Consider the following 26,355-nt stretch of genomic DNA (forward strand, 5'->3'; position numbering starts at 1 on the left):
CGCGCCTACCTATTCCAACGGGAGGAAATGCAATGCAGGTCCGAATTATGCTTGCCGCCAGCGTCTGCGCGCTCATGACCGCAAATCCGTCGGCTGAGGCGCAGGACAGCGTGACGACCGACGGCGGAACCATAAACGCATCGGCGGTCGAACGATTCTTCAACCAACCCGGCTATTCGCCCTACGCCGGACGGAACTATCCTCAACGCCCGCTCTGGGGCGAGATCCACCTGCATACGTCCTGGTCGGCCGATGCGATTGCCGCCGGCACTCGCGTGGGGCCGGACGAGGCGCTGCAATACGCCAAGGGCCGGGAGATCACCTCCAGCACCGGCCAGAAGGTTAGGCTGTCGCGTCCCTACGATTTCATGATGGTCGCGGACCATTCGGATTCGCTCGGCGTCATGAGCAATGTGCTCGCGGGCGATCCGAACCTGCTGGCCGATCCGACCCTGAAGAAATGGAGCAACGGCATGAACGCCGGCGGCGCAGCGGCGACCACCGTGGTCATGGAAATGATCACGATGCAGGGCGAGGGGACCCTGCCGGAAGCCGTTACCGACAACGACGTCCAGTTCGATATGTGGCGCAAGATGACCGAGATCGTGGAAGGTCACAACGATCCGGGCAGTTTCACCGCCCTCATCGGCTATGAATGGACCTCCAATTACGGCGGCGGCAACAACCTGCACCGCAACGTCGTCTATCGCGACGGCAAGGACAAGGCCGATATGGTGCGGCCGATGACGACCTACGACAGCGACATTCCCAACAAGTTCTGGGACTGGATGGAGACGTACGAGGAAAAGACAGGCGGCAGGGTGCTGGCCGTGCCGCACAACGGCAACCTGTCGAACGGTCTGATGTTCGCCCTCGAGACCCCTGACGGCAAGCCGATCGACCAGGACTGGGTCGAGGCGCGGGCCCGCTGGGAGCCGCTGGTGGAAGTGACCCAGAGCAAGGGCACCTCGGAACAGCATCCGAGCCTGGCGCCGAGCGACGAGTTTGCAAACTTCGAGATATGGGACAAGGGCAACCTGAACGTCGTGCCCAAGCAACCCGGCATGATCGAGTTCGAATACGCACGAGAAGCCTTGAAGCGCGGATTGAAGCTCGAAGACGAGTTTGGAACCAATCCGTTCAAGTTCGGCATGCTCGGCTCGACCGACGATCACACCGGCATTTCCTCGGCGGAGGAGAACAATTTCTTCGGCAAGTTCCCGGCGAGCGAGCCAGGGCCGGAACGCTCGACCGGAAACGCTTTCGACTTCGAGGGACGCACGGTGAAGGACTGGAAGCTCGGCGCCTCGGGCCTGACCGCCGTCTGGGCGCCGGAGAACACCCGCGCCTCGATCTGGGACGCGATGAAGCGCAAGGAAGTATACGGCACGACTGGATCGCGCATGTTCGTCCGTTTCTTCGGCGGATGGGAGTTCACGCCTGAGGACGCGCTCGGACGCAATCCCGGATCCGTGGGCTACGGCAAGGGCGTGCCGATGGGCGGCGATCTGCCGCCGGCGCCCGACGGCGCGACAATTCCGACGTTCCTGGTTGCGGCGCTGAAGGATCCGCTGTCGGGCAATCTCGACCGGATCCAGATTATCAAGGGCTGGGTGGATGGCGAAGGCGCCATGCACGAGAAGATCCACGACGTCGCCTGGGCCGGGGACCGCGAGCCGGGAGACGACGGAAAAGTGCCGCTGATCGGCAGCACCGTCGACCTGGAGAACGCCACATGGACCAACACGATTGGCGCGCCGGAGCTGATTACGGTGTGGAGCGATCCGGACTTCGATCCGGCGCTCAGGGCGTTCTATTACGCCCGCGTCATCGAAATTCCGACGCCGCGCTGGTCCGCCTATGACGCGGCCTATTTCGCGGATTCGGACTTTCCCGAGGACGCCACGATGACCGTGACCGAACGGGCCTACACCTCGCCGATCTGGTATTCGCCTGGAGGGTGAGCGAGGGGCCGCCGATCACCCCCCGATCGCCTCGGCCTCCCATAAGCCTTTCCGGATTAATGTGTGAACCGTCTCGATGACCGTATGGCGCGGAAAAGGGCCGCTCAGCCCTGGCTACGCCTGAGGCTGCAGCCTGAACAGTGACAGGAAATCTTCGGCGGCGGCGATATCGCCGTCGGCATCCACCACTCCTTGTTTTACCAAGGTCTGCAGGGGAATGGCGCCATAGGCCGCCTTGGCCAACGCGTTTCCGTTTCCGTGGAGCACGAAGGGTGTATCGGGTGTGCGGACCGAAGTTGTTTGCAGCCTGTCTCCGCCCAGTCGCATCTCGAACGCCTCGTCACCGAAATCGAACCCGGCCAGCGACTCACGCCCCTGTGCGCGGTCGCGAACGAGGGTGACTCCCATCGAAATCATCAAGGCCGAGGGACTGATGAAACGCGAGGGATCGTGATCCGGCACGGTCAACGCCCATCGGCAGAGCGCCTCCAGGACCGGGAGAAGATCGCGCCCGACCTCGGTCAGAGCATAGACGCCGAGGCGTTCGTCGTGATCGATCACTCCCGCCTGCACGAGTTGCGCCAGACGCCCCGTAAGCACACTCGCGGTGACGCCCGGCAGCCCGGCCCGAATCATCTGGAAGCGTTTGGGCGCAAACATCAGTTCGCGGACCACCAGCAGCGCCCAGCGGTCCCCGATCAGGTTGAGCGCATGGGCCGCAAGACAGCCCTCATCATACCGGATGCGCGTGTCTTTTGCCTGTTTAATCATATTAACATACTGTCAGTTGTTTTTTAATACTAACTCTGGCAGGCTGAGATCGCAAGCGGAAATCACCCGCTCCGAGATCCATGAGAAGGAATATTGCATGACTTACATCACAGGCGCGGTTGCGGCCGTACCGACCGCCAACAAAGGCAAATACGTGGACTATGTCGCAGCCGTCTGGCCGCTGTTCCAGTCCTACGGCGCCAGCCGGATGGTCGAGACCTGGGGCGCGGATGTGCCCAAGGGCAAGGTTACGGATTTCTATGGCGCTGTGGACGCCGAGGACGGAGAAACGATCGTTTTCTCCTGGATCGAATGGCCGGACAAGGCGACGGCCGACGCCTCCTGGCAAAAGATGCAGGATGATCCGGCAATGAAAGAATTGCCAGAGATGCCCTTTGACGGCAGTCGCATGATATTTGGCGGGTTCGCTCCGGTCTACGAGGGCGGAACGCGCGCTGCTGCGGGATACTATCAGGGGTTTCTGCTGGCTGTTCCGGAAAGCAACAAGGCGCTTTATACCGAAATGGCCGACGAGGGCTGGAAAATGTTTGAAAAATACGGCGCCACCGGCATGGTCGAAGGCTGGGGAGAAGACGTGCCCCGCGGAAAGGTCACGGACTTCTACCGCGCGACCAGAGCCGAACCGGGCGAGGTCGCGATGTTCAGTTGGGTGGCCTGGCCCGATCGCGCCACCTGCGACAAGGCCTCCAAAGCGATGGAAGCCGAAATGGGCGATATGGACATGTCCCGGATGCCCTTCGACGGCATGCGGATGATGTGGGCGGGATTCGAGCCTCTGTTCGATTCAGCGACGGCTGGCTGAGACAGGCGCTGATGCGCAATCTTAACTGTGTGCAGATAACCAAACGGGAAGCCGACCTGGAGGCGCGCAACCGGAAGGCCGAAGAGGTCATCAATTCGAACAGGACGCGGAACCAGGTCGGCGGATATCTCGGCGCACTCTACGTGGCTCCGGTCGTTGCGATTGAAATCGACGAGGATCGGAAGGCGCAGATCGACAAGAATCAGCGTGAAGTCGACCAACTCAAGCAGTTGCAGCGGGTGAAGCGCTGTTAGGGTCGGAGGCGGCAACGTTTCTTGCAATTGTGATTGTTGGTGTTGAGGGTGCGTCTGATGGATTCCTAATGCTGCGCCTGCCAGCTTGCGGAGGTCGGCTGTCCGTTGAATTCCATATTGGATGCGAACGCATGTACGCATTCTTGAAGGATCGTCGCGAGTAAATTACTCAAAGCAGAAGCAAATATAGACTATGATATCGGACAGCCGATGATTAGATCCATCACACCCAAATACGCCACAGAAGCAGCGAATACGACGATCGATTTGGGATCAGCTGCAGTAGAACTTCGAGTTGCTTCCAAGATTGTTTTCGGTTCAGGCAGGGCCCGCCTCGAAATGACTGACAAGGAGCGCGTCGTTGTCGAAGTGGAGACCAGTGTAGAAGGTCTCATAATGAGTAATAATCCAAAGCTTCAATTGAAGTTTGGATTACATGGCCAGTTCATCCCAGTAATATGTTTTGAAACAAAAATTAACAACAATGGTGTGTCGCTTCGTGTGATGGCGAAGGGAACGACTTTCACACTGGGTCGTGACGGCCGTAAGCGTTTAACATCAGCAACTCTTCACGTCCTCAATTTTCCAGAGTTTTTTTGCGTCGGTGAAACAAGCAGCGATCTTCGCCATCAAGGACGGCGACTAGGACGAGTTTTTTTGAAAAGCTTGCAGTGGGTTGTCGAACTACAGGCGCTTCCTTCGACGAACACAGTCATTAAAGAACTTAAAGAGAGTGGCGGTAATGCGATTACCCACATAGCCAGTGTGACACGGGCTGACAATAGTACATTTAGCTGCAAAGAGCTCGATACGATAGTTCATGATTTATATAGGTTTTTGTCGTTTGCACGAGGCGCTTGGACGCCGGTTTTCGGTGTGATTGGTTATGATCGAAACGGCACGGAGACCTACTTGGACTGGAGTCAACGCATTTCATCTCCTTGGACATCGTGTCAAAGTTGGTTCGATGTCCATCACGGAGAAACGCTTGCAGTGGCATTTCCCGGTTTCGTAAGGCTTATGCGCCATCCAAAACTTTCGAATGCCTGCCATGCTGCTCTTTACTGGTACCTCCGAAGCAATCGAGCGGGTGACGGTGTTGGAGTTGACGGTGGACTAATACTTTCCCAAGCAGCGCTCGAAGGTTTATCTGCCTCTGTTTTAAGTAACGCAGGCATTATTCTTCCTAAAAAATCAAAAGCGGCTGGAAAAATTCGAGCTGCCTGCAACAATTTAAAGATTAAGACGGCCATCCCGAGTTCCAGTAAGAGATTAGGAAAATGGCAGCGGCAAGGTGCGTTTTCGGATGGACCGGAAGCAGTAACGAAACTGCGCAACGAGCTTGTTCATCCGGAACGACGGCTTGCTGGGAAACTACCATCGGCATTCCCTGAAGCGTGGCAGCTTGCACAGTGGTACATTGAGGTCATTTTGCTTAGGCTTTGTGAGTACAAAGGAAGCTATTCTCACCGTTTGAGGGCCAAGTGGGTTGGTGAGGTGCAGCGGTTTCCGTAGTACCTCACTACATTACACGCCTTTTTCGGCAAATGACTGCTGTCAGAACTTAGTGAAAGTTTCCTGTTGAGATGGAATTTGGCAATGCAGTGTCCTCTAATCTGCATATTCTCTTCACGCGCTTCCGATGCAAATTCGGTTAAAGATATAGGCAACCGTTCGGATAAAGTGGTATAGTGCAACTATGACAACAAACCCGAAAATTCAGCGTTCCGCGATCACGAAGCCGATTGGCCGGAGCAAAGCCGCAAAGTTTGCTGCAATTGAGGGCGTCACTGTCAACCAGCGCTCTTACGAGATATCGCAGAAAGCTGCTTCTGCTGGTCTGCGCGGCGATGCTTACCGCGCAGAGATCAAAAAGGCCTTCACCAAAAGCTAGCATGTGGTGCGGTACAACGCGACAGAAGATCCACTCTGTTATCCTGGCACGCAAGTTCTGCGAAACAAGTCCGGAATCAGGACTCAGGATGAGCTGGAGCAATTCGAGCAATTGATGTTTGGTTCCCGGGCTGAAGAAGAGTTGCCCAGCGGAAAACTCGATTTCGAACATTACTGCGCCATTCACCATCACTTTTTTCAGGACGTGTATGATTGGGCGGGCGAAATCCGAACGATCAGAACTGGCAAAGGAAACAATTGGTTCTGCTATCCAGAGCATATCAATAGGCAGGCCAGCGACCTGTTCGCTCAGCTTGCCGACAAGAAGCATCTCACAGCCGACACGGGGACCAAAAGAAAATTCGCTGTAGAAGCAGCCTGGTTTTTGTCCGAAGTCAACGCCATCCATCCGTTTCGTGAAGGCAACGGTCGTATTCAAATGGTTTTCTTGACGATGCTGGCGCGCAACGCTGGATACGATCTAATAGAGGAAATGGTCAAACCGGGACCATTCCTCACCGCAATGATCCTCAGCTTCACGGGCGATTGCGGTCCGCTCACTGACCAAATCGAAGGTCTGCTTTAGCGGATTTACTCCGCTCATTTTTCCCCGATCGCCTCGGCGTCCCATACGCCGCTTCGGATGGACTCGTGGATCATCTCGATGACCGTGTCGCGGACTGTTTCGATGGCGAAGCTGGCGCGGCGTTGGGTGAGCTCGCAGACATAGAGGGTGCGTTTGAGCTCCGGTTCGATGATCGGGCGGGCGTGAATGTCGGCTTCGGCGATCAGGTCGCCCATGAAGAGGCGGGTGCCGATGACGCAGCCGAGGCCGGCGCGGATCGCGCCCGCTATGGCGTAGACCGAATTCATCTGCAGACGCGCGCGCGCCTCGAGCTGCTTCAGCAGGACCGCGTCGTCGAGCTGCGCCCGCGCGAAAACGCCATGCCGCAGCATGATGACCGGCAGCTCCAGCATTTCGCGAAAGCGGATCGGCGCCTCCGTGTCGCCGATGATCGCGCGCTTGCCGACGCAGACCATGCTTTCCTCCAGCACCGGCCAGGTTCGCAGCCGCGTATCGGAGGGCGGATTGTAAATGAGCGCCAGATCCACCTCCGTCGACAGGAGGTGTTTCAGCGTCGCCCCTGACAGACTTTCCGAGATCGACAATCTCAACTTCGGATGTTCGGACAGCATCCGCTCGATCAGCGGCACGCCGATCGCCTTGACGCCTGAATGCGCCATGCCGATGGCGACGTCGCCGGAGACTTCCCGGCCGCTGATCCGCAGGTCTTCCCGCGCAGCGTCGATCGCGCGCAGAATACTGCGCGCATGGTCATACAGCCGTTCTCCGGACGCCGTTGGACGCAGGCCGCGCGACTTGCGATCGAACAGACGCGTGTCCAGCTCCGCCTCGAGATTGGAAAGGTGATGGCTTAACGCCGAAACCGCAACATTGAGTTGAATCGAGGCTTTCGAGAGGGTTCCCGATTCGTATATGGTCGCGAAGTAGTGCAGCTGTTTCGAGTTCATGATTTCCAGATTTTCGAAAGCAAACTTGAATTCTTTATAATTTTAGAAACCGGCGATCAATGCTACGCCCTTGAGCGAGCCCCGGGAGCAGGACAATGGACCGATCGGAAGAACCGCTTGAAGGCATCCGCGTCGTCGAGATGAGCCACATGATCATGGGTCCGTCCTGCGGCATGTTCCTGGCGTTTCTCGGCGCCGAGGTGATCAAGGTCGAGCCGCCGGAGGGCGACAAGACCCGCAGCCTGACCGGCATGGGCCGGGGTTTCTTTCCGACCTTCAATCGCGGCAAGAAATCGGTCGCGCTCGATCTTGGGACAGAAGCCGGACGCGCGGCGCTCGACAAGCTGCTGGCGACGGCGGATGTGTTTGTCGAGAACTTTCGCGACGTGTCGCTTCAAAAAATGGGATTTGCGCCCGACATGCTGAGGGCCAAGTATCCGAAGCTGATCGTAGCCTCCTGCAAGGGGTTCCTGCACGGGCCGTACCAGGACCGCACGGCGCTGGACGAGGTCGTGCAGATGATGACGGGTCTCGCCTACATGACCGGCCCGACCGGCCGGCCGCTGCGGATCGGTTCGTCGGCCAACGACATCATGGCCGGTCTGTTCGGCGCGCTGTCGGTGCTGGGCGCGCTGATGCAGCGCCAGAAAGACGGCGAGGGCCACGCGATCCGCATCGGTTTGTTCGAAAATTCGCTGCTGCTCGTCGCCCAGCATATGGTGCAGTACGAAATTGAGGGCAGGGAGGCGCCGCCGATGCCCGAACGCGATTTCAGCTGGCCGGTCTATGACATTTTCGACACCGATCACGGACGGCAGATCTTCGTGGGCGCGGTGACCGAGCACCAGTGGGAGAAGCTGTGCCGGATCCTCGGGCTGGAGCAGCTTCTGGACGATCCGCGCCTGCAATCGCGCATGGACCAGATCGACAACCGTTCCTGGACCCTTCCGATTTTCGCCGAAGCCATCGCCGGCCGCCGCTATGACGACCTGGTAAAGGCTTTCGAGGATGCGGGACTGCCGTTCTCGCCGATCAACCGGCCGGCAGAAATGTTCGACGATACGCATGTGAACAGGCCCGGCGGGCTTTTGACCACCACCATGCCCGACGGGCAGAGTTTCCGCGCGCCGGCGTTGCCATACGAGGTCGACGGTAATACGCCGGGGCCGGACAATCCGGATCTGGCGGAAATCGGACGGGATACCGACGCGGTGCTGTCTGCTCTCGGCCTGACTGCGCAAGAAGTCGCGGCCGCGCAGGGCAAGAAGGACGCGGCATGACCGACGCCCGCACAATCTATCCGACCGACCGCGTATCGCTGCGCGAGGTGGGCCTGCGCGACGGGCTGCAACTGGTGAAGCATTTTCCCTCGACAGAGGCGAAGGCGGCCTGGATCGACGAGGAATATTGCGCCGGCGTTCGCCATTTCGAGGTCGGCTCGTTTCTGCCGGCGGCCCGCATGCCGCAATTCGCCGATGTGAGGGAACTCATCGATTGCGTCGCCGCGCTGGACGGCGCGACCTCGGCAGCGCTGACGATGAACGAGCGCGGCGTGGAGGATGCGATCGCGACCGATGTGGACGAATTGGTCTGCGTCGTCTCGGCGACCGAAGAACACAGCCGGGCGAACATGAACCGCTCGCGTGAAAGCGCCGTCGATCTAGTGCGGCTTGCCGCCGGACGCGCGCACGCCGAAAACAAGATCGTCAATGTCGGCATATCGATGGCGTTCGGATGTTCGATCGCCGGCGAAGTGGAGCCGGACGAGGTTCTGCGGCTGGTCGAACAATGCCTCGAGGCCGGCGCCGATCTGGTGGGCGTCGCCGACACGGTCGGATTTGCCGGGCCCTTGCAGGTCGAACGGATGTGCAGGGCCGTCGCGCGGGTCTGCGGCGACAGGCCCTATATCGTGCACCTGCATGACACGCGCGGCATGGGCATCGCCAACGCTTCGGCCGCGCTCGACGCCGGCGCGCGGATTCTGGACGGGTCTCTGGGAGGGCTTGGCGGCTGTCCCTTTGCACCCGGAGCGACCGGAAACGTGGTCTTCGAGGATCTCGTTTTTCTGTGTGAAACCAGAGGCCTGGCGACCGGTATTGACATAGGCGCGCTTTCAAGGGTACGCGCCATAGCCGAAGCTGAAATGCCCGGAGAGCCGTTGCACGGCCATCTCGCGCGCGCCGGCGTTCCGCCCGGCGTCCGCTGGCAATTTACTTGATCCACAAAGGGAGGAAACCATGAACGCAATGAAACTCGCACTCGCGACTGCAGGCCTGTCGCTTGGACTGGCCGGCGCCGGCTACGCCGCAGAGCAGACAATGCGCTGCAGCCACCAGTTGCCGCCCGGCCACCACATCGCCAAGGTGATCGACCGCTGGGCCGAGGAAGTCGAAACCGGGTCCAACGGCGAGATCGACGTGCAGATCTTCGGCGCCAACAGCCTGGTCGGCGCCAAGGAAAACATCGTGTCGACCGCCAAGGGCGACATCGACTGCGCCTTCTCCGTGAACTTCCAGTGGGGCAAGACCCTGCCGATCATGGGCGTGACGACCACGCCGTTCGCCTTCGGCGATCTTGATCTGTGGCGCGCCTGGCCGGATTCGGAAGCCGCCGGCTTCCTGTCCGACAAGCTTCTGGAAAAGGGCGTGCGCAACGTCGTCTGGCTGTTTACCACCAACACCTCGGTGTTCACCTCCAAGGGCAAACCGCTGGTGGCGCCGGAAGATTTCGAGGGCATGAAGATCCGCGGGCTTGATCCCGCCTTCAACGCCTCGCTGGAAGCGCTGGGCGCGGCGCCCGTGTCGATGCCCGGATCAGAAGTCTACCAGTCGCTCGCAACCGGCGTCATCGATGGCGGCCTGACGGACGTCGCCGCCGCCGTGTCCCGCAAATATTACGAGGTTCAGGACAATTTCAACGTCCTGCCTGTGATCTCGGTCTACTTCCACGGCTACGTGAACCCGGCCTGGTATGACGGTCTTTCCGACAGCCAGAAGGCGGCGGTTGACGAAGCTGGCAAGAAGGCGGCGCTCTGGGCCATCGAGGCCTCCGAGGCGGCAGGCGCGGCTGCGCCGGACGAACTGCGCGAGAAGGGCGTCAACGTCCATATCGCGACGGACGACGAAATTGCCGCGCTGGAAGCGATCATGCGACCGGCCTACGAGGAAACCTTCGTCGCCAACGATCCCGACAGCCAGAAGCTGCTGGATCTCATCGGCCAGATCAATCAATGATCAGCCAGGGGGATAGCGGGGCCGACGACCGGGCCCCGCTCTTCCTGCGCGCGACGGGTTTCGTCGTGCGGTTTTTCGGGGCCGTGAGCGCGGCCCTGTTGCTTGTCGTCTTCGCGGTGGTGATCTACGCCGTGGCGCAACGCTATTTCTTCGGCCGGCCGCTGTTGTGGGGCGACGAGACGACCGGATGGCTCCTGATCGCAATGATCCTTTTCGGCGCGGCCGAAGCCTATCGGCAGAACGACCATATCGCGATGGACATCGTGTCTTCGCGGGTCAAGGGACGCGGCGCGATCCTGCTGCGGGCGCTGTTCGATCTCGCGGTTCTCGCCGTCGCCGTGGTGATCGCCGTAAGCGCCTGGGAAGCGATCGCATTCGCCCGCTCCTTCGGTTCCTACACGACCGGCAATTTTCCGATACCAAGCTGGATACCGCAGACGCCGCTGCTCGTCGGCTCCGTTCTGCTGGCGCTGATGGCGCTGGCGCGGCTCGGCGACCTCGCATTGCGGCGGACCGCCCCATGACGATGGCGCTGGTCTTCGCAGGGCTGATCGTCCTGCTCGTCACAGGCATTCCGGTGTTCGCGGCGCTGGGCCTTGCGGCGACGGCTATTCTGCTGATCTTCGAAGGCAGCGTGTCGAGCGTCGCCGACACGGTGTTCGCGGCGCTGGACAAGCCGGTTCTGGCGACGATCCCGCTCTTCGTCTTCATGGCGCAGATCATGGTGCGGGCAAAGGTGATCGACGATCTCTACGACATGGCGAACGCCGTGATCGGCCATGTCCGCGGCGGCCTCGGCATCGCGACGGTGCTCTCCTGCACGATCTTCGCGGCGATTTCCGGATCTTCGGTCGCGACGGCGCTCTCCATCGGATCGAGCGCCATTCCACAGATGAAGCGGTTCGGCTATCCCGAGCGCGATGCGCTCGGCGTGGTGGCGGCCGGCGGCACGCTCGGCATCCTCATCCCGCCGTCCGGCCCGATGATCCTCTACGCCATCGTCTCCGAGGTCTCGATCGGAGCGCTGTTTCTGGCCGGCATCATACCGGGACTGCTGCTGGCGCTGATCTTCTCGCTCTACTGCCTGGCGCGCGCCGGCGCGCAGAAGCATGAAGGGACGCCGCAATGGGTGGGCTGGCCGAAGGTCGCACGGGCGCTCGGCCGCTCCTTCTGGGCGGTGATGACGCCGCCGGTGGTGCTGGGCGGCATCTATTTCGGAATATTCACGGCCACGGAAGCCGCCGCCGTCGGCGTGCTCTACGCGCTGCTGGTGGCCGTGTTCGCGTATCGGAATTTCGGCCTTCGGGACCTCATCGAATGCGCGTACCGCTCGATGCGCACCTCGGTGATGATGTTCATGATCATCGCGGGCGCGGCGATGTTCGGCCACGCAATCACCATCATCCGGCTGCCGGTCGGGGTGACGGAGGCGGTCACGCAGATGGGGCTTGGACCGCTCGGCTTCATTCTCGCCGTCATGGCCGTGATCTTCATCATGGGGATGTTCTTCGAGACCATCGCCATCATTCTGATCACCACGCCGATCCTGCTGCCGACCATGGTCGCATTCGACATCGACCTCATCTGGTACGGGGTGCTGTTGATGATCAACCTGGAGCTGGCGCTGATCACCCCGCCAGTGGGCATGAACCTGTTCGTGCTGAAGGGGATCACCGACGCTTCGCTCGGCGAGATCGTCCGCGGGACCTATCCCTACGTATTCCTGATGCTCGCCGGTCTGGCGCTGCTGATCCTCGTTCCCGGCCTTGCGACCTGGCTGCCCTATGCGTCGGGTTTTGGGCGGTGAGGGGATTTGAGCTCAAACACAGATGTAGCTCTGCCGGAAACATGATAGAGTGGGGACATGTCTGAAAAACAAAAAAAGTTTCGGTCCTCTGTCAAAGGCAATACTCTGACGAAAGCAATCGGCTTGCAGAAGGCTGCCAAGTTTGCTGCTGTGGAAGGCATAGAAACCAGCCAAAGCGCCCATAGGATTGCCAAAAAAGCCGCTTCAGGCGGACAGAGCGGCGACGCCTATCGCACTGCAATTACAATGGCTTTCAAGAAAAGCTAGCGGTGGTCCGATACAACTTACTCGACGATCCGCTCTGTTATCCGGGCACACAAGTGCTTAAAAACAAAGCGGGGATCACCGTTCAGGAAGATCTTGAGCAATTTGAAAATCTGATGTTCGCCTCACGGGCCGAGGAAGAACTGCCAAATGGAGCTCTTGATTTCGAACACTATCGAGCCGTCCATCATCACTTCTTTCAGGATGTTTATGACTGGGCCGGTGAAATCCGAACCATAAGAACCGGCAAAGGGCAGAACTGGTTCTGCTATCCTGAGCACATCGAAGCGCAGGCCAATGATTTGTTCGCTCATCTCGCCGAGCGTAACCACTTTACCGAAGCTGGCGCAAAAAGCAGGTTCGCCGAAGACGCGGCATGGTTCTTATCGGAAATCAACGCCATTCATCCTTTTCGAGAAGGCAATGGGCGCGTTCAACTTGTTTTCCTGACGATGCTGGCTCGCAACGCCGGATATGACCTAAACGAGGATATGCTTCAACCCGCACTGTTTCTGGCCGCAATGGTACGAAGTTTTAGCGGAGATATCCGACCGCTTTCGAAGCAAATTGAAGACATGCTGTAATTGTTTGCTTCCGGCTTCGGGCGGTGAGGGGAATTACGGGGCGGGTGGAGCTTCCCCGGACTTTGCGTAATGACCGGGAGGCTGGCCGACCTGACGTGAAAAGGCAAAGCTGAAGGCGCTTGCAGAGCCGTAGCCGATTTGGGCGGCGACTTCCGAAACGCTCTTTTGGCCGTTACGAAGCAGCTGCTTGGCCATCGTCATTCGCCAGGACACCAGATAGTCCATCGGCGGTGCGCCAACCTGTCTGCTGAAACGGGCGAAGAAGGCGGAGCGGCTGAGGCCTGCCTCCCGCGCGAGTTTCGCAACTGTCCAGTTCTGGTCCGGCGCGGCATGCATCATTCTCAGCGCCGGCGCCAGGCGCTCGTCCGCCAGCCCCCGAAGCAGACCTGGCGCCGCCGTCGCGTCCGGAGAGGAACGCAGCGCCTCGATCAAAAGCACCTGTAGCAGATGTTCAAGCACGACGTCGCGCGCCGATCGCGCGGAGTGGACTTCTTCCGCCACGAGCCTGGTCAGCATGGCGAGCCGGTCTTCGCCCCGGACAACAACCAGATCTGGCAGGAGAGAGACGAGAAGAGCCGCATCCGGCGAGCCGAACACGCAATGACCGACGAGCGACTGGGTGTCCGCTGTTTCCGTTAAAGATCCGACACGGAAACTGCCGTCGGCCTGGCGGACCCGAACCGACTGTTCGCCCTTGACCGGCGGTTCTATGCTCGACATCTCGAAATTGAACGCTGCGGGAACCAACGCGAAATCGCCTGGTTCCAGAATGACCGGCGATTTGTGTTCTACGGCAAGACGCGCCGAACCCGCGAGCATCATGCAGTAATAGACCTGTCTGACCTCGGTGCGGCTCACCCGCCATCGTCCCGAAGCCAGAACCAGCTTGGAGATCGGCGCGTGCGGCTGAAGCATCGTGATAATATCGGCGAGTGGGTCAGGCATCAGGATTAATTATAATGAATCATGGACTATAAATTATAGATAGTCCGATCCCGTGTGTCCATATTCCGACGCGTTATCGTTGTCCAGTGAAAGGGTCACACAATGAATACTGTCATGATTACCGGCTGTTCTTCGGGATTCGGCCTGGAGACCGCGCGTCATTTTCTCGATCGGGGATGGACTGTCGTCGCCACGATGCGCAATCCCGATCCGGCCGTCCTTCCGGCGGCGGACGGCTTGCGGCTGCTGCGGCTTGATGTCACCGATAGTGAAAGCATAGAGAACGCAGTGACGGAAGCGGGCGAGATCGACGTTCTCGTCAACAACGCCGGAATTGGCTGGATGAATGCGCTGGAAGGCACGCCTCTCGCCACCATCCGTGAGATTTTCGAGACCAACACCTTCGGTGTGATGGCCATGATGCAGGCGGTCCTGCCACAGTTCCGGGCAAAAAAATCAGGCGTCTTCGTCAACGTCTCGTCAAGCGTGACGCTGAAGTCCCTGCCGCTGCTCTCGATCTACACAGCCAGCAAGGCGGCTATCAACGCCTTCACGGAATCGGTCGCCATCGAACTCGCGGCTTTCGATATCCGCGCCTGCACCGTTTTGCCCGGGCGCGCAATGACGACGCGGTTTTCACAAACCGCCCAGGCGCGCATGAAGGACGAGGGCGGTTTTCCCGAACCTTATGCGGATTTCGCCGAGAGCATTTTGGCCCGCATGCGCGCGGCGCCCGAGGGGCCAACGACCGAACCGCAGGATGTTGCGGAAGCAATCTGGCGGGCGGCGACCGATCCCGATTGCCCGAGCCCGTTGCCGGCCGGCGCAGACGCAATCGCGTGGGCGAATGGCGGTTGACGGTCACGAAAATATAGCCCGCGTCTCGACGCGGGCGCATGGATGACGGCTCACCGGCCGCCATCAGGGGCAGGGGTGGGCCGCTTGTATCAGTCCCGCTGCAGCGGAATCGGACGGCGGAATTCTTCCCTGATCACCGGATCGGGAATGTCGGCGCCTTCTGCGAAGGACGGCGGCAGGAAGATTTCGGTCAGGAGCAGGGGCAGGCCGCTCAGCGAGAACAGGTTGCGCCGTCCCCAGAAAGGAATGTCGGCGTCGGTGAATCCGCACCGTTCCCGGATGGAGCCGAGCAGCGGGTAGTCGAAATCGAGCGCCGCGATTTCGGCCGTTTTGCGGCGGACGTCCTTGAGCTCGAACAGGACGTTGCCGAGCGGCCTCGTGCCGAGTTCCACGAAGGTCTTCTGCATCTCGTCAAAGGTTGCGACCGGAATGACAGTGCGGGCGGTCAGCACCGGCAGATCGCGTATTTTCAGGATGACTTCTCTTATCCGTCCCTCTTTGACGTTCTCGCCGAGTATCTTGCGTTCGGAGGGCAAAGTTTCGTCAAGGCGCTCGGACAGGAGATCGACCTTGACGTCGCCATTGTAACTGGCTTCAAGCGTCTTGGTCATGGAGTGGCATTCAGTGACCCAGGGACCGATCTTCGGCGGCGCCAGCTTCAGCGACCAGTCATACACATCGTACCAAGAACCGATTTCCAGCTTTTCTTCGCCGTCGTTCGTGTTTTCGGAATAGTTCGGTTGCCGCCGTCCGTTGTCGAGCATGTAAAGGTCCAGTTTCATTAAGCGATAGTCTACCTATACATCCCGACAGGCGTGTTCAATCAGTGATTCGATCAAATTCCGTGCTGTCCCCGAAAGAAAGAGGAGGTAGCGCCGGCGTGTCGCAGTCCGTTTTGCCGGCGTTTATTTCGTCCCTTCAAAAAAGTGTGAGTTTCCTTGGCGATAACTGTCGATATTGTAACAATTCTAATCGCCAAGAAGGAGTGCGACATGAAGTCAGGGATTGCTCTTATCCTAGCCGTATCGATGACCACGGCTACCATCGCCTATGCCGCGGAACCGCAGGAAGAACGGCAGATGACGATGAAACAGATCGGGGGCGCCATGGGGTCGCTCGCCAAAATGGCCAAGGGGGAGGCGGAATATGACGCCGCCGCCGCAAAGCAGGCCTTTACCACTATATCAGAATCAGCCGAGAAGTTCGGTCAGCAGTTTCCGGAAGGATCGGAAACGGGATTCGACACCGAGGCGCATCCCGATATCTGGACCAACCGCGATGATTTCGACGCTCGTGTTGCGAAACTGAAGGCGGACGCAGCCTCAGCCGCAGACAGCATCGGCGACGACGCCAGCGAGCTTGGCGCGAAATTGGGTATGGTGGGCAAGAACTGCGCGTCCTGCCATGAAACCTATCGCCTGAAGAACAGCTGATCAGGGTCTGAATTGATTCGGGAGTTTGTATGCGCAAAATTATCGGAAGCCTGATTGTGCTGGCGGTTATCGCCGCCGTCGTTCTCTGGTTTCTGAGCGCTCCCGGCCCACTCCCGCAATCGGCCTTCGACGGTCTTTCCGACCCGGATCCGGAACGCGGCCGCCAGGTGTTTCTCGCCGGCGGCTGCACATCCTGCCACGCCGCGCCTGACGCCGAAGGCGAGGACAAGCTGATCCTGAGCGGCGGGCTTGCGATCGAAAGCGATTTCGGCGTGTTCCATGCGCCGAACATCTCCAGCGATCCGAACGCGGGAATTGGCGGCTGGAGCTTCGCCGATTTCGCCAACGCGATGAAAGCCGGCGTCGGCGCGCGCGGCGAACATCTCTACCCGTCCTTTCCCTATACGTCCTACACCCGCATGACGATGGCGGACCTGAACGACCTGTTCGCCTATATGCAGACCTTGCCCGCCAGCAGCGAGGCTTCGCTCGGGCATGACCTTCCGTTTCCCTTCAACATTCGCCGCGGCCTGGGACTGTGGAAAATGCTCTATCTCAAGGATGGGCCGGTGGTTGACCTCGCCGGCGCCGACGAACAGGTCGCGCGCGGCCAGTATCTCGTCGAGGGGGCGGGCCATTGCGGCGAATGCCACACGCCGCGGGACATGATCGGCGGACTGAAACGCGCCGCCTGGCTTTCCGGCGCCCCGAATCCCGACGGTCCGGGCGTCATTCCCAACATCACGCCGGACGGCGGCGTGGCGTCGTGGAGCGCCGCCGACATCGCCTACTATCTGGAAAGCGGCTTCACGCCTGATTTCGATTCCGTCGGCGGCTCCATGGTGGCCGTGCAAAAGAATTTCGCCGAATTGCCGGCTTCCGACCGAGAGGCGGTCGCGGCTTACCTCAAGGCCATTCCCGGGCATCCCGACGGCTATTGACAAAACCTGTCTTCGCCGTTCCGCTTGCGGTCTCAACGATCGAACTCTATTCCGAGCTTCGAAATGTCTGCATAAAGCTCCGAGGTCAGCATGCTAAGTGAAGAACAGCGCGCGGAGGCGATCGCCTCCCTCCTGGAAAGTCATCGCACGAAGGTGCAGGGACGTCGCCCGTCGGAAATGTTTCCCGACATCGAAATCGAGGATTCCTATGCGATATCCTCCGGCGTCGCCGAAGAACGGGTGCGGCAGGGACGCAAGATCGTCGGTCACAAGATTGGTCTCACGTCCAAGGCGATGCAGGCGTCCTCGAAGATCGATGAGCCGGATTACGGCTATCTGTTCGACGATCTCGTGCTGCAGGACGGCGCGAAGGTGGCGTTCGAGACATTTTGCGTGCCCCGCGTCGAGCCGGAGCTCACCTTCATTCTGAAGGAGCCGCTGAAAGGGCCAGGCGTCGGCCTCGTCGACGTCATGCGGGCGACCGAATGGGTCGTGCCGTCGATCGAGATCATCGACGCGCGGGTGACGGAGCCGCGCAAGATCTTCGACACGGTGGCCGACAACGGCGCGGCGGCCGGCATCGTTCTCGGTGGTCGTCCGGTGCGGCCGGAGGACGTGGACCTGCGCTGGGTCGGCGCGATTTTCTATCGCAATTCGGAAATCGAGGAGACCGGCATTGCTGCGGGCGTGCTTGGACATCCGGCGATGGCGATCGCCTGGCTCGCCAACAAGCTTGGACCTTTCGGAACGACGCTCGAGCCTGGGCAGCTGATGCTTTCAGGCTCGTTTACCCGTCCGGTCTGGGCGAGCAAGGGCGACACGCTGCACGCCGACTTCGGTCCGCTCGGCTCCGTCGCTGTCCAGTTCGTGTGAGGAAACGGCTTCGCCTTGCCGGTGAATGACGTCAGGAGCCGTCTGCTGTCGGGCGGACGGCTGACAGGCCTCAAGGGCGGTGTGTCCCAGCCGAGGCTCGCCTCATTGTTGCTCAGATGGCTTCCCGTTAACAATCATGAGTTGTGGAAACATTGACCGGTGTCATCGTTATAATTAGTCTGATGTCTTCAAGCGCCAGTTTCAAGACTCGTTTTCCGATTGCATACAGGGGCGAGGACCGCCGCCATGAAAGAGCACTCCGTGACCGGAACCGTCGGAATGCGGCTGATTGTCGGCGCCATCGCTGCGTGCCTTTGCAGTGGAGCGGTCGCCCAGGATGCTCAGCCGACCGAAACGGACTGGTTGGAGTGGGAGACGGCGACGGGAGACTGGGGTGGCGCAAGAACGCGGCTCGAGGATCAGGGCGTGACATTCTCGCTGAATTACACCGGCGATCTGCTGGGCAATCCGACCGGCGGGACGAGTCAGGAAACCGCCTATGCATCGGGTCTCTACGGATCGGTCGTCTTCGACTTCGAGAAACTCTTCGACATCAAGGGGCTGACGCTTTACGCCGGCGCCTCGATACAGCAGGGACGCGATCTGTCGGTCGACGCGATCGGAAACATCTTCGGCGTCGCGGAGGCTTTCGCCGGGGCCGTCGCCCGTCTCGATCAGCTCTATTTCGAACAGTCCCTGTTCCATGACAGGCTGCAGATCGCCGTGGGACGGCTCGCCGCCGGCGACGATTTCGCCACAGCCGACAGTTACGACTATTACGTCAGCGCCGCGGTGAACGGAAATCCGACGGGCATACTCGAGAACTTTCCGTCGTTTACAACGCCTCCGTACACGCAGTGGGGCGCGCGGGTGAAGCTGGCGACGACGGACAACGTTTCGGTTGTGGCCGGCGCCTACAATGCGGACCCTTCCGTTCAGGACGACGACATGCACGGCGTGGACTTCCGGTTCAATCCGCAGGACGGCGTGCTGTATCTCGCCCAGATCGGCGTTTCGACCAATCAGGACAGTTCTTCAAGCTGGCTGCGGGGCCGCTATGTGCTCGGCGGCGTCTATGACAGCAGCGACTATGCGTATCTTTCGGATTCGACGCGCACGAAGTCGGGCAATTACGGTTTCTACGCCATCGCCGAGCAGATGCTCTACCGCGAAGCCGGCGGCAACGGAAACCAGGGGCTGACGGCCTGGGCGACGGTGGTCGTTGCTCCAGACCAGCAGATCAACACGCTGCCCTTCAGCATCTATGGCGGCGCCTATTACACGGGATTGTTCGACGGGCGCGAGAACGATGTTACAGCCGTCGCACTCTATGTTGGATCGTTCAGCGAGGACCTGCCGGGGCAAAGCGCCGAGACCGTTCTGGAAATCAATCACCGGTTCCAGATTTCGAAATCCACCTATATCACGCCGGATTTCCAGTACGTGTTCAGGCCGAATGGCGGCGGGATTCCCGACGCAGCGGTGTTCGGCTTCGAAGCGTCGATCGACTTCTAGGTGCGAGCGCTCACTCACGGAAGAGGTCTGGCGTTGGGTCTGAGATTTTGTTGAAACAAGACGCGCGGCAGGTCTTCCCACACTCTCGTCGTTCAACCAAACACGGCGAACCCTTCCGCAACTCGCGAGACTACCGCGAAGACGATCACCACCATTACAATACATAACGCAAATCCGCCGATCGTCAGATAGATCAACAGAAATCGTAGCTGGACGGTGATACCGGTCGCGTCTTTCCCCTCTGGAAGCAGTTGCGCGATTGCAGCAGTCCGCCGCTGGATTCCCAGCACGAGAAGTCCAACCGCCACGAGGATGCTGCTGACAACGACGCCGATGGACCAGAAGGATGGAGAAGACGGAGGCCGGTCAGCGATGAAGAAGCTCGCAGTTATCAGACCGGATGCGATAAACAATAGTATAGCGTTTAGCCAATAACTTACGCGAAATAAGAATAGAATTCCAGAATTCACATTCTCCACGTTTTCCTGGCCTCATTCCGAATATCACATAAATCATCAGGCGCTGGATCGAAATAAAACAGCATGAAACTTCCCGTTTCAACTATGGATATTTCTGCGTGCCGGATATCGCATCATATCAGAGTATGATATTCTTTTAGATCTCACTATTAACCGGGAACAAGGATCCTATCTGATGCCCGGTGGGTCTGGCGATGCGAGCTTGGCTGGAAGCTACTTCCGGATTGAGCGTAAAGGCGATGATTTTCCTTTCTACAGGGGGGCTCCGGTTGCCTTGACGAGCGCTCAATGGTGGCTCGTGATGCTTGGCGTCGCAGTTGGCTTCGCCGCGCTCATTTTTCCGCCGCCATTTCTGCGCGGGTCAGTAAGCAATTTTGTGCCTGCTGTCCTTTATTGCGTCCTCCCTCTGGCGGCACTTGCCTTCGTATCCGGGGGCGCCTGGACTGCCATTTTCAGGCCTCTGAGGGTTCGAGACGGATTCTGGATGGTTGGTTTTGCCATTCTCAATATCGCCATCACGTTCGTCGTCGGTTCCATCATGATCGGCGTGATGGAGACGTCCGCCAATGATGCGGTCGGTTCCGCGGCCACGCAGAGCGGCGGCGCCCTTGTTCTGTTCCTTGCTCGAACCGCAATCCAGCTCTTCGGCGAAGAGGTGATGTCGATCCTGCCGTTCCTTGCAATTCTATATTGGCTTGTTGCGCGGCGTTCCTTCAGCCGGAAGACTGCAGTGATCATCGCGACATTGCTCGTTGCGATCATCTTCGCGGCCGCGCACTTGCCGACATATGATTGGAACGTTCCCCAAACGCTTATGGGCGTCGGCGTCGCACGGATTGTGCTGCTTTTGCCGTATATCATCACCAAGAACATCCTGGTCTCCACAGGAGCCCATATCGTCAACGACTGGATGATGTTCGCTGTCTCGATATTCGCAGCGGGCGCGAGTTCTGCCGATACCGGCTAAATCAGGTTTAGGCCGGGGGCGGAAAGGGGAGGAGTGACATGCACACCGAATGGTTTTTGGCGGCGCCCGCCGGACCAAACGTCGCCAATAGAAAGTAACTCGCACCTTTCACATCCGATCATAGTAGCACGAGGACCGACATGTTCATTCTCTCCGAATATGACAAGATAATCGTCCTGTTGCTGGCGCTCGTCGGCGGCCCGGACGACACGACGGCCTTTCCCGGTCTGGAGAACGGCGGCTCCGATCCGGCCTTTCCGGTAGCCGTAACGGCTTGTCCCAGACCGATCGGACGGTATGAGATCGAGGGAAAGACAATCATTTGCGGTACGGTGAAAGTACCCGAGAACCACGCGACGCCCGGCGAGAACACAATCGATATCGTCTTCACTGTGCTGAAGTCGCATTCCCTATATCCGGAACCTGATCCTCTGGTGCATTTGCACGGCGGCCCGGGCGCCGGGCTTCTTGGTGGTCTTGAAAAGTTTGCCGAGCTCTTTGACAAATGGCGCGCCAATCGCGACATCGTCATGTTCGACCAGCGTGCGGCCGGCCTGTCAGCGCGCTCCAGCGACTGCTATGACGCGATGACGGCCAACATCATCGATATCATCGGAATTGCAACAGAGGACTCCGGGCAAACGCAGGGTGAAAACGGGCAAGACCCATTTGGCCAATGCATCGAGGAACTGCGCACCGCCGGTATCGGCCTGGAATATTACAACACCGAACAGAATGCCCGTGACGTGGCGGCGATCGTCAGGACGCTCGGCTACGAAACGTTCAATCTCTACGGCATTTCCTATGGTACGAAACTGTCGCTCGAAGTCATGCGGCAGCATCCCGAAGGACTGCGCGCAGTTGTGCTGGATGGCGTAGCGCCGCCATCCGTTCACCTCTACGACACGCTGGCCGTTCCGCAAAACGAGGCGATGATCACTCTTGTGGAAGAATGCAAGGCGGACGAGTCCTGCAACAAGGCCTATCCGGATCTCGGCGAAAAGATCACGGAAGCCTATGCCAGGGCCGCTGCCGGCGAAGTGATCATCGATGGGGAGCCTATGCCGCCATTTTACGTTGGCCTAATTTTCTCCCTCCGCAACGGCAACTACCAGTACGCAAGCTACACCGCCTACATTCCGGCGATGATCTACGAGATCGTCAATGGCGGCGACATGCCGACATTGACGATGGTTCTCGACAAATTCAAGCTGGTTGACGGGAAACCGCACATCGCGTTCGAGCGACCGGGCGCAGAGGAGGTGAGCGCGGCGGCCAAAGTTGCGAGACTGAACGACGAGCAGGAACGAATCCTCCAGATCGCGCTCGCCAATACCGGCTTGTTCAGCGATAGCAGCGAGGCAATGGATCTGGCCATCGACGAGTTGAAGGGCGTCCTGCGCCGTCATCGCGAACTTGGTCCTCTTGCCGAACTGTTCGATGCGGAGCTGATCAAGGCCAGCACCCCGATCTTTGCCGACAGATCCCGCGCGATTGCGGCCCTCATGGATCTTGCAGCATTGCAGAATGCCGAACCGTCGAAAGAACGCCTGCAGGATTTCGTGCGCAAGCATTTTGAAGGCGACGGACAACAGCGCTTGTCGGCATTGATCAGCGCCATGACGGAGGAGGAGGTCAACACTTCGTTTGACATGGTTCGCACCTCTGTTGGTCGCACTGAGAAGCAATTTGTTTCGGACGCCCATCTGACGATCTACGCTTGTCAGGAAGACCTGCCCTACAATTCGATTGAGAACTACCGGGAGCTCACCAGATCTCTGGATTATCCGCAATTGGGTCCAACGCAATGGGATGCGGGGGCAGCCGATTTCTTCGAAAAATGCGAACAGTTCGAAGCAAAGCCTCGCGCCGGGTTCCACGATCCGGTCGTCAGCGACATCCCGACGCTGTCATTGGGCAGTACATGGGACACGCAAACGGCAGCAAGCTGGGCCGAAGAAGCGGTCAGGACGTTGTCGAACGGCCAGGCCTTCATCATTCCCGAGGCTGGCCACGGGGCCATTGTCTATCAGGAATGCGCCATCGACATGGGCGTTGCATTCATCAACAATCCCGGACGCAGGCTTGACAACCGGTGCGCGGAGAGCGCGAAACCAACATTTTACATCGCGCCGTGGGTCGAGAATTAGTGCACAAGCGACCGGCGGCTTGCGGTCGGCAGAAAGTCAAAACGTTCCGATCGGCGAATATTGCAAGGCATCGTTCAGCTGGGCACTGCCGGCGCAAAGCGCCGAAATCGTTCGGGAAATCTTCGATATCGCGGTGAAACGGATTACTGCTTTACATCCTCAACAGCCTTGTTGAGCAATCTGTCGATCTCGCCGCTCGATTTCAGCTCCGCAATCGCCTTGTTGATACTGTCCACCAGCGCACTGTCGCCTTTCTTTACGGCGACGCCGAATGGTTTCGGCTGAAAGTGCGCACCGATATCAATCAGGTCATATCGATCGGGATGAGCCGAAGCGGCTTGCAGGAACTTCAAGTCGATCAGATCGTTGGACGCGGCGTCTGCCTTGTCGTTCTGGACGGCGACAAGCGTATCGCTGCTCGTTGGGGTGATCACCAGTGTCGCACCGGGAAGCGAGGGAAGGGACGCTCACATGCGTCTTAGCGAGAGGGAGCCGGCGGTTGCCGCGATGCGCTTGCCCGCAAGGTCCTCGAAGCTCGAAATGCCGCTGTCCGAGGGCACGAGCAGACCTTCTCCGGTGACATAATATGGCTCGGAAAAGTCCACCTGCGCAGCCCTGTCCGGCGTTATGGTCAGCTGTGAGACAACCATTTGCACGGTCCCGTCCTGGAGCGCCTGGATACGGTCTTTGTCGAGGACCTGCACGAAGTCAACGCGGTCGGGGGCGCCGAGTATTTTTTCCGTTATAGCCCTGGCGACGTCCGGCTCGAATCCTTCGATCTCACCGGTTTCAGGGTTTTTATAGCCCATGCCAGGGATATCGTAGGAAACGCCGATGGTGAGCCGATCATTCGATTGAGCTGTTTCCGCGTTGACTGCGATCCCCAAAAAAAGAACTGCAAAACAGATGAAGCGTACAAGAGCAGTCACTGTGTCCTCCAATGCAATTTCTCGTTTTTTTGAGAGTAATAATTCTACTATTGGTTTTTGTCACTTAAAACCGCTCCATGAGTTGGTCAAGCATCGCCTCCAGTGTTTTGGGTAAGCAATCTACTCATTGATGAATTTGTGACGGAATACAGAATTTGCGCATTTCTCATTTGAGATGTTTGTACAACTTCATTGTGATATGCCTCACATATGCTCTACACTGGGTTGCTGTTACGGTAGCAATACCGATAAGGCTTTCGGAGCGTTGGCGGTTTTGAGCAACAAGATACGCGACAGGGGGTGACTGCCTTGGACAAGCAAGAACGCCGCGAACTGACATTACAAAGGCGTGTCGGCAGCAAAGCTGTGGGACTGCTGGCAATCCTCGCACTTCTTCAGTGCGCCTACGCCGCCGATCAGCCGGCAACCTCAAAAGGCGGTAGCTCAAAGGTCTACATGCCTTATCCGCCCGGTATCCTGCCGGCGGATATCAAGTCCGAAATCGAGCGTGTCCGCGGCGAGGTGGCGGTCGCCTACCAGCGCGCAATCGCGGAATGGATGGCGATGGATGCGCCGAAACAAGACGGCAATCCCCTGGTTCTTGGCGACACCGGCTACAAGGCCGTGAGCCTGCTGGGCGAACTCTTGAATTATGACGAAAGCATTTCAGTTGGCGGCAACCAGGCCTGCGCCTTCTGCCATATGCCGTATTCAGGCTTTTCAGGATCGAGCCAGTCGGTGAATCTGACAATGTCCGCATATCCGGGCTCAACGCATTTTCGCAGCGTTGACCGTATTCCGATGCGCTACACCTATGCGCCGCTTTTTTCCGTGCTGCAGTACAATGCGACTCAGCAGGATTTCTACGGCGGCAATTTCTGGGACGGCCGCGCCACTGGCTTGCTGTTGCAGAACCCGAACGCCGAACAGGCGACTGACCCTCCGGTCAGCGCCGGCGAGATGGGGATGCCGGACATCGCCTGTATCGTGTACCGGATCGACCAGTCAGACTTTCGTGAGCTGTTCGATTTGGTCTGGGGCGAAGGCTCGCTCGACATCGCATGGCCTTCCGATGTGGAGGACATATGCACGACGCCCGCTGGCGCCGAGCGTTTCGGCTCAGACATGACGCCCGTGAAGCTCAGCACTGACGACAGACTGAAGGCTGACAACGCCTTTGACCACTGGGGACAGTCTTTGTCGTTTTATCAGTCCGGCCCGGGTGTCAGCCCTTTCACGTCGAAATTCGACGCCTTTCTGGCGGGTGATTACACTATGACGCAGGACGAGAAAGCAGGTTACGACCTGTTCAGCGGCAAGGGAAACTGCAATTCCTGCCATCTCGACGGACGATCATCTTTGCTCGCAGACGGTGCGGCCGACACCGGCGGCAATGTGGACCTTGCACCGCTGTTTACGGACAAGACCTATGTCAATATCGGCCTTCCTCTCAATCCGCGTCTGCCGCTCTTCTACGAGGACACTGCGGATGGCTACGGCTTCACGCCGAATCCCGCCGGCTTCGGACATCGCGATCTGGGCATGGGGAACTTCCTGCGGAGCGTGAACGGCGTGAACCCGAACGCCGACTGGATTGACCTCGCGCCGGAATTTGACGGAGCCTTTCAGACAGTGACGGCCCGCAATGCGGCGCTGACGCCAACAAGCTGTCCGACGACGGAGGCGGGGCGGGTCGATGCGAATGGCGATCCCGTTCCCTATTTCCAGAAAAGCTTTTTCCACAATGGTTATATCAAGAGCCTGAAGCAGCTCGTCCATTTCTACAACACCAGAGACAAATACGCCTATCCGGTGACATCCGGGCACTGTCCGGCGGGCACAACCGAAAAGGTCGATTGCTGGCCGACGCCGGAAGTGCCAAACAATGTCGACAAGACGATCGGCGATCTGGGTCTGAGCGACCGCGAAGAAGACCAGCTGGTGGCGTTTCTGGAAACGCTGAGCGATGGATACACCGCCCCTTATCGAAACAGGGATATCTTCACTGGCGCGTGCCGCACTGGCGGATCTGCTGCGACACAAGGCAACGAGACGTTGATCGCAACGCCGGATCTTCCGTCATGTTCGGCGCGTGTATGCGGGGTCGATCCTGTTCCGGAACCTCCAATACAATAGTCC

At 58.9% G+C, this 26,355-nt stretch carries 28 protein-coding genes; 21 read left to right on the forward strand and 7 right to left on the reverse strand.

The genetic code is table 11. From position 1 onward, the window contains the following. The first annotated feature begins 32 nt into the window (after window positions 1-32). Window positions 33-1,964, forward strand: a complete 1,932-nt coding sequence (locus K1W69_RS19520) for a DUF3604 domain-containing protein (protein ID WP_220230127.1) — start codon at window positions 33-35, stop codon at window positions 1,962-1,964. Between the two features lie 114 nt (window positions 1,965-2,078). On the opposite strand, the gene K1W69_RS19525 is transcribed toward K1W69_RS19520, so the two are convergent. Then, entirely contained in the window at window positions 2,079-2,735 is a 657-nt protein-coding gene (locus K1W69_RS19525; RefSeq protein WP_220230128.1) for a winged helix-turn-helix transcriptional regulator, read from the reverse strand. Window positions 2,736-2,832: 97 nt separating this feature from the next. Between K1W69_RS19525 and K1W69_RS19530 the strand changes: the two genes are divergently transcribed. The 5 genes from K1W69_RS19530 to K1W69_RS19550 all read left to right on the forward strand — a co-directional run bounded on the left by K1W69_RS19530 (window position 2,833) and on the right by K1W69_RS19550 (window position 6,291). Then, a complete protein-coding gene (locus tag K1W69_RS19530; protein WP_220230129.1) occupies window positions 2,833-3,558 on the forward strand; it encodes a DUF1428 domain-containing protein in 726 nt (241 codons plus the stop codon). Window positions 3,559-3,569: 11 nt separating this feature from the next. Then, entirely contained in the window at window positions 3,570-3,812 is a 243-nt protein-coding gene (locus tag K1W69_RS19535; protein WP_220230130.1) for a hypothetical protein, read from the forward strand. A 210-nt stretch (window positions 3,813-4,022) separates the two neighbouring features. Further along, window positions 4,023-5,327: a YopA family protein gene (locus tag K1W69_RS19540; RefSeq protein ID WP_220230131.1), complete on the forward strand. Its 1,305-nt coding sequence runs from the start codon at window positions 4,023-4,025 to the stop codon at window positions 5,325-5,327. A gap of 184 nt (window positions 5,328-5,511) precedes the next feature. Beyond that, a complete protein-coding gene (locus K1W69_RS19545) occupies window positions 5,512-5,706 on the forward strand; it encodes a hypothetical protein (protein ID WP_220230132.1) in 195 nt (64 codons plus the stop codon). A 3-nt stretch (window positions 5,707-5,709) separates the two neighbouring features. Beyond that, window positions 5,710-6,291, forward strand: coding sequence for a Fic/DOC family protein (locus tag K1W69_RS19550; protein ID WP_220230133.1), 582 nt, complete (start codon window positions 5,710-5,712; stop codon window positions 6,289-6,291). A gap of 14 nt (window positions 6,292-6,305) precedes the next feature. On the opposite strand, the gene K1W69_RS19555 is transcribed toward K1W69_RS19550, so the two are convergent. Further along, window positions 6,306-7,238, reverse strand: a complete 933-nt coding sequence (locus K1W69_RS19555) for a LysR family transcriptional regulator (RefSeq protein WP_220230134.1) — start codon at window positions 7,236-7,238, stop codon at window positions 6,306-6,308. A 95-nt stretch (window positions 7,239-7,333) separates the two neighbouring features. Here K1W69_RS19555 and K1W69_RS19560 point away from each other — a divergent pair, with 95 nt between their 5' ends. From K1W69_RS19560 to K1W69_RS19590, 7 genes are read left to right on the forward strand one after another with little or no spacing between them, the layout of a single operon-like run. After that, complete coding sequence (locus K1W69_RS19560; protein ID WP_220230135.1) at window positions 7,334-8,518, forward strand: CaiB/BaiF CoA transferase family protein; 1,185 nt, start codon at window positions 7,334-7,336, stop codon at window positions 8,516-8,518. Next, the gene (locus tag K1W69_RS19565) at window positions 8,515-9,456 is read left to right on the forward strand and encodes a hydroxymethylglutaryl-CoA lyase (RefSeq protein WP_220230136.1); all 942 of its coding nucleotides are present in this window, start codon (window positions 8,515-8,517) and stop codon (window positions 9,454-9,456) included. The genes K1W69_RS19560 and K1W69_RS19565 overlap by 4 nt, the downstream gene beginning before the upstream one ends. Before the next feature lie 28 nt (window positions 9,457-9,484). Beyond that, window positions 9,485-10,471: a TRAP transporter substrate-binding protein DctP gene (dctP, locus tag K1W69_RS19570; RefSeq protein ID WP_220230137.1), complete on the forward strand. Its 987-nt coding sequence runs from the start codon at window positions 9,485-9,487 to the stop codon at window positions 10,469-10,471. Continuing rightward, entirely contained in the window at window positions 10,468-10,995 is a 528-nt protein-coding gene (locus K1W69_RS19575) for a TRAP transporter small permease (RefSeq protein ID WP_220230138.1), read from the forward strand. Before dctP ends, K1W69_RS19575 begins: the two co-directional genes overlap by 4 nt. Further along, window positions 10,992-12,278 (forward strand): TRAP transporter large permease, encoded by a 1,287-nt coding sequence (locus K1W69_RS19580; RefSeq protein WP_220230139.1) that lies wholly within the window; start codon window positions 10,992-10,994, stop codon window positions 12,276-12,278. The genes K1W69_RS19575 and K1W69_RS19580 overlap by 4 nt, the downstream gene beginning before the upstream one ends. A 57-nt stretch (window positions 12,279-12,335) precedes the next feature. After that, window positions 12,336-12,545: a hypothetical protein gene (locus K1W69_RS19585; protein WP_220230140.1), complete on the forward strand. Its 210-nt coding sequence runs from the start codon at window positions 12,336-12,338 to the stop codon at window positions 12,543-12,545. 2 nt (window positions 12,546-12,547) lie between these two features. Further along, entirely contained in the window at window positions 12,548-13,126 is a 579-nt protein-coding gene (locus K1W69_RS19590) for a Fic/DOC family protein (protein WP_220230141.1), read from the forward strand. A gap of 33 nt (window positions 13,127-13,159) precedes the next feature. Here the strand turns inward: K1W69_RS19590 and K1W69_RS19595 are convergent, their stop codons facing one another. Next, a complete protein-coding gene (locus K1W69_RS19595; protein ID WP_220230142.1) occupies window positions 13,160-14,071 on the reverse strand; it encodes an AraC family transcriptional regulator in 912 nt (303 codons plus the stop codon). Window positions 14,072-14,173: 102 nt separating this feature from the next. Here K1W69_RS19595 and K1W69_RS19600 point away from each other — a divergent pair, with 102 nt between their 5' ends. Continuing rightward, window positions 14,174-14,929, forward strand: coding sequence for an SDR family oxidoreductase (locus K1W69_RS19600; RefSeq protein WP_220230143.1), 756 nt, complete (start codon window positions 14,174-14,176; stop codon window positions 14,927-14,929). Between the two features lie 89 nt (window positions 14,930-15,018). On the opposite strand, the gene K1W69_RS19605 is transcribed toward K1W69_RS19600, so the two are convergent. Then, window positions 15,019-15,711, reverse strand: coding sequence for a chorismate--pyruvate lyase family protein (locus K1W69_RS19605; RefSeq protein ID WP_220230144.1), 693 nt, complete (start codon window positions 15,709-15,711; stop codon window positions 15,019-15,021). A 210-nt stretch (window positions 15,712-15,921) separates the two neighbouring features. Here K1W69_RS19605 and K1W69_RS19610 point away from each other — a divergent pair, with 210 nt between their 5' ends. The 4 genes from K1W69_RS19610 to K1W69_RS19625 all read left to right on the forward strand — a co-directional run bounded on the left by K1W69_RS19610 (window position 15,922) and on the right by K1W69_RS19625 (window position 19,691). Beyond that, entirely contained in the window at window positions 15,922-16,362 is a 441-nt protein-coding gene (locus K1W69_RS19610; protein WP_220230145.1) for a c-type cytochrome, read from the forward strand. Between the two features lie 29 nt (window positions 16,363-16,391). Continuing rightward, the gene (locus K1W69_RS19615) at window positions 16,392-17,303 is read left to right on the forward strand and encodes a cytochrome c (protein ID WP_220230146.1); all 912 of its coding nucleotides are present in this window, start codon (window positions 16,392-16,394) and stop codon (window positions 17,301-17,303) included. A gap of 90 nt (window positions 17,304-17,393) precedes the next feature. Then, on the forward strand, window positions 17,394-18,176 hold the full coding sequence (locus K1W69_RS19620) for a fumarylacetoacetate hydrolase family protein (RefSeq protein WP_220230147.1): 783 nt from the start codon (window positions 17,394-17,396) through the stop codon (window positions 18,174-18,176). A 246-nt stretch (window positions 18,177-18,422) separates the two neighbouring features. Beyond that, entirely contained in the window at window positions 18,423-19,691 is a 1,269-nt protein-coding gene (locus tag K1W69_RS19625) for a carbohydrate porin (protein WP_258571223.1), read from the forward strand. Between the two features lie 92 nt (window positions 19,692-19,783). Here K1W69_RS19625 and K1W69_RS19630 read toward each other — a convergent pair whose 3' ends face one another. Continuing rightward, window positions 19,784-20,104, reverse strand: coding sequence for a hypothetical protein (locus K1W69_RS19630; protein WP_220230148.1), 321 nt, complete (start codon window positions 20,102-20,104; stop codon window positions 19,784-19,786). A 550-nt stretch (window positions 20,105-20,654) separates the two neighbouring features. On the opposite strand from K1W69_RS19630, the gene K1W69_RS19635 reads away from it, so the two are divergent. Further along, window positions 20,655-21,137: a CPBP family intramembrane glutamic endopeptidase gene (locus K1W69_RS19635; RefSeq protein WP_220230149.1), complete on the forward strand. Its 483-nt coding sequence runs from the start codon at window positions 20,655-20,657 to the stop codon at window positions 21,135-21,137. 140 nt (window positions 21,138-21,277) lie between these two features. Further along, window positions 21,278-23,287 (forward strand): alpha/beta hydrolase, encoded by a 2,010-nt coding sequence (locus K1W69_RS19640; RefSeq protein WP_220230150.1) that lies wholly within the window; start codon window positions 21,278-21,280, stop codon window positions 23,285-23,287. A 143-nt stretch (window positions 23,288-23,430) separates the two neighbouring features. Here K1W69_RS19640 and K1W69_RS27515 read toward each other — a convergent pair whose 3' ends face one another. Together K1W69_RS27515 and K1W69_RS27520 are read right to left on the reverse strand one after the other, a co-directional pair. Continuing rightward, window positions 23,431-23,721, reverse strand: a complete 291-nt coding sequence (locus K1W69_RS27515) for a transporter substrate-binding domain-containing protein (RefSeq protein ID WP_220230151.1) — start codon at window positions 23,719-23,721, stop codon at window positions 23,431-23,433. Between the two features lie 33 nt (window positions 23,722-23,754). Next, a complete protein-coding gene (locus K1W69_RS27520; RefSeq protein WP_220230152.1) occupies window positions 23,755-24,216 on the reverse strand; it encodes a transporter substrate-binding domain-containing protein in 462 nt (153 codons plus the stop codon). A 309-nt stretch (window positions 24,217-24,525) separates the two neighbouring features. Here K1W69_RS27520 and K1W69_RS19655 point away from each other — a divergent pair, with 309 nt between their 5' ends. After that, window positions 24,526-26,352, forward strand: coding sequence for a cytochrome-c peroxidase (locus K1W69_RS19655; protein ID WP_220230153.1), 1,827 nt, complete (start codon window positions 24,526-24,528; stop codon window positions 26,350-26,352). Window positions 26,353-26,355 lie beyond the last annotated feature (3 nt).

Source organism: Flavimaribacter sediminis (genome assembly GCF_019492055.1).
Classification (GTDB): Bacteria; Pseudomonadota; Alphaproteobacteria; order Rhizobiales; family Rhizobiaceae; genus Flavimaribacter; species Flavimaribacter sediminis.

Excerpts from the sequence above, each read along its gene's own strand:
- K1W69_RS19595 (WP_220230142.1), bottom strand. The coding sequence starts at position 14,071 with ATGCCTGACCCACTCGCCGATATTATCACGATGCTTCAGCCGCACGCG.
- K1W69_RS19640 (WP_220230150.1), top strand. The coding sequence starts at position 21,278 with ATGTTCATTCTCTCCGAATATGACAAGATAATCGTCCTGTTGCTGGCG.
- K1W69_RS19535 (WP_220230130.1), top strand. The coding sequence starts at position 3,570 with ATGCGCAATCTTAACTGTGTGCAGATAACCAAACGGGAAGCCGACCTG.
- K1W69_RS19620 (WP_220230147.1), top strand. The coding sequence starts at position 17,394 with ATGCTAAGTGAAGAACAGCGCGCGGAGGCGATCGCCTCCCTCCTGGAA.
- K1W69_RS19605 (WP_220230144.1), bottom strand. The coding sequence starts at position 15,711 with ATGAAACTGGACCTTTACATGCTCGACAACGGACGGCGGCAACCGAAC.
- K1W69_RS19625 (WP_258571223.1), top strand. The coding sequence starts at position 18,423 with ATGAAAGAGCACTCCGTGACCGGAACCGTCGGAATGCGGCTGATTGTC.
- K1W69_RS19580 (WP_220230139.1), top strand. The coding sequence starts at position 10,992 with ATGACGATGGCGCTGGTCTTCGCAGGGCTGATCGTCCTGCTCGTCACA.
- K1W69_RS19575 (WP_220230138.1), top strand. The coding sequence starts at position 10,468 with ATGATCAGCCAGGGGGATAGCGGGGCCGACGACCGGGCCCCGCTCTTC.
- K1W69_RS19600 (WP_220230143.1), top strand. The coding sequence starts at position 14,174 with ATGAATACTGTCATGATTACCGGCTGTTCTTCGGGATTCGGCCTGGAG.
- K1W69_RS19565 (WP_220230136.1), top strand. The coding sequence starts at position 8,515 with ATGACCGACGCCCGCACAATCTATCCGACCGACCGCGTATCGCTGCGC.
- K1W69_RS19530 (WP_220230129.1), top strand. The coding sequence starts at position 2,833 with ATGACTTACATCACAGGCGCGGTTGCGGCCGTACCGACCGCCAACAAA.
- K1W69_RS19540 (WP_220230131.1), top strand. The coding sequence starts at position 4,023 with ATGATTAGATCCATCACACCCAAATACGCCACAGAAGCAGCGAATACG.
- K1W69_RS19585 (WP_220230140.1), top strand. The coding sequence starts at position 12,336 with ATGTCTGAAAAACAAAAAAAGTTTCGGTCCTCTGTCAAAGGCAATACT.
- K1W69_RS19610 (WP_220230145.1), top strand. The coding sequence starts at position 15,922 with ATGAAGTCAGGGATTGCTCTTATCCTAGCCGTATCGATGACCACGGCT.
- K1W69_RS19545 (WP_220230132.1), top strand. The coding sequence starts at position 5,512 with ATGACAACAAACCCGAAAATTCAGCGTTCCGCGATCACGAAGCCGATT.
- K1W69_RS19560 (WP_220230135.1), top strand. The coding sequence starts at position 7,334 with ATGGACCGATCGGAAGAACCGCTTGAAGGCATCCGCGTCGTCGAGATG.
- dctP (WP_220230137.1), top strand. The coding sequence starts at position 9,485 with ATGAAACTCGCACTCGCGACTGCAGGCCTGTCGCTTGGACTGGCCGGC.
- K1W69_RS19615 (WP_220230146.1), top strand. The coding sequence starts at position 16,392 with ATGCGCAAAATTATCGGAAGCCTGATTGTGCTGGCGGTTATCGCCGCC.
- K1W69_RS19555 (WP_220230134.1), bottom strand. The coding sequence starts at position 7,238 with ATGAACTCGAAACAGCTGCACTACTTCGCGACCATATACGAATCGGGA.
- K1W69_RS19520 (WP_220230127.1), top strand. The coding sequence starts at position 33 with ATGCAGGTCCGAATTATGCTTGCCGCCAGCGTCTGCGCGCTCATGACC.
- K1W69_RS19525 (WP_220230128.1), bottom strand. The coding sequence starts at position 2,735 with ATGATTAAACAGGCAAAAGACACGCGCATCCGGTATGATGAGGGCTGT.
- K1W69_RS19635 (WP_220230149.1), top strand. The coding sequence starts at position 20,655 with ATGGTTGGTTTTGCCATTCTCAATATCGCCATCACGTTCGTCGTCGGT.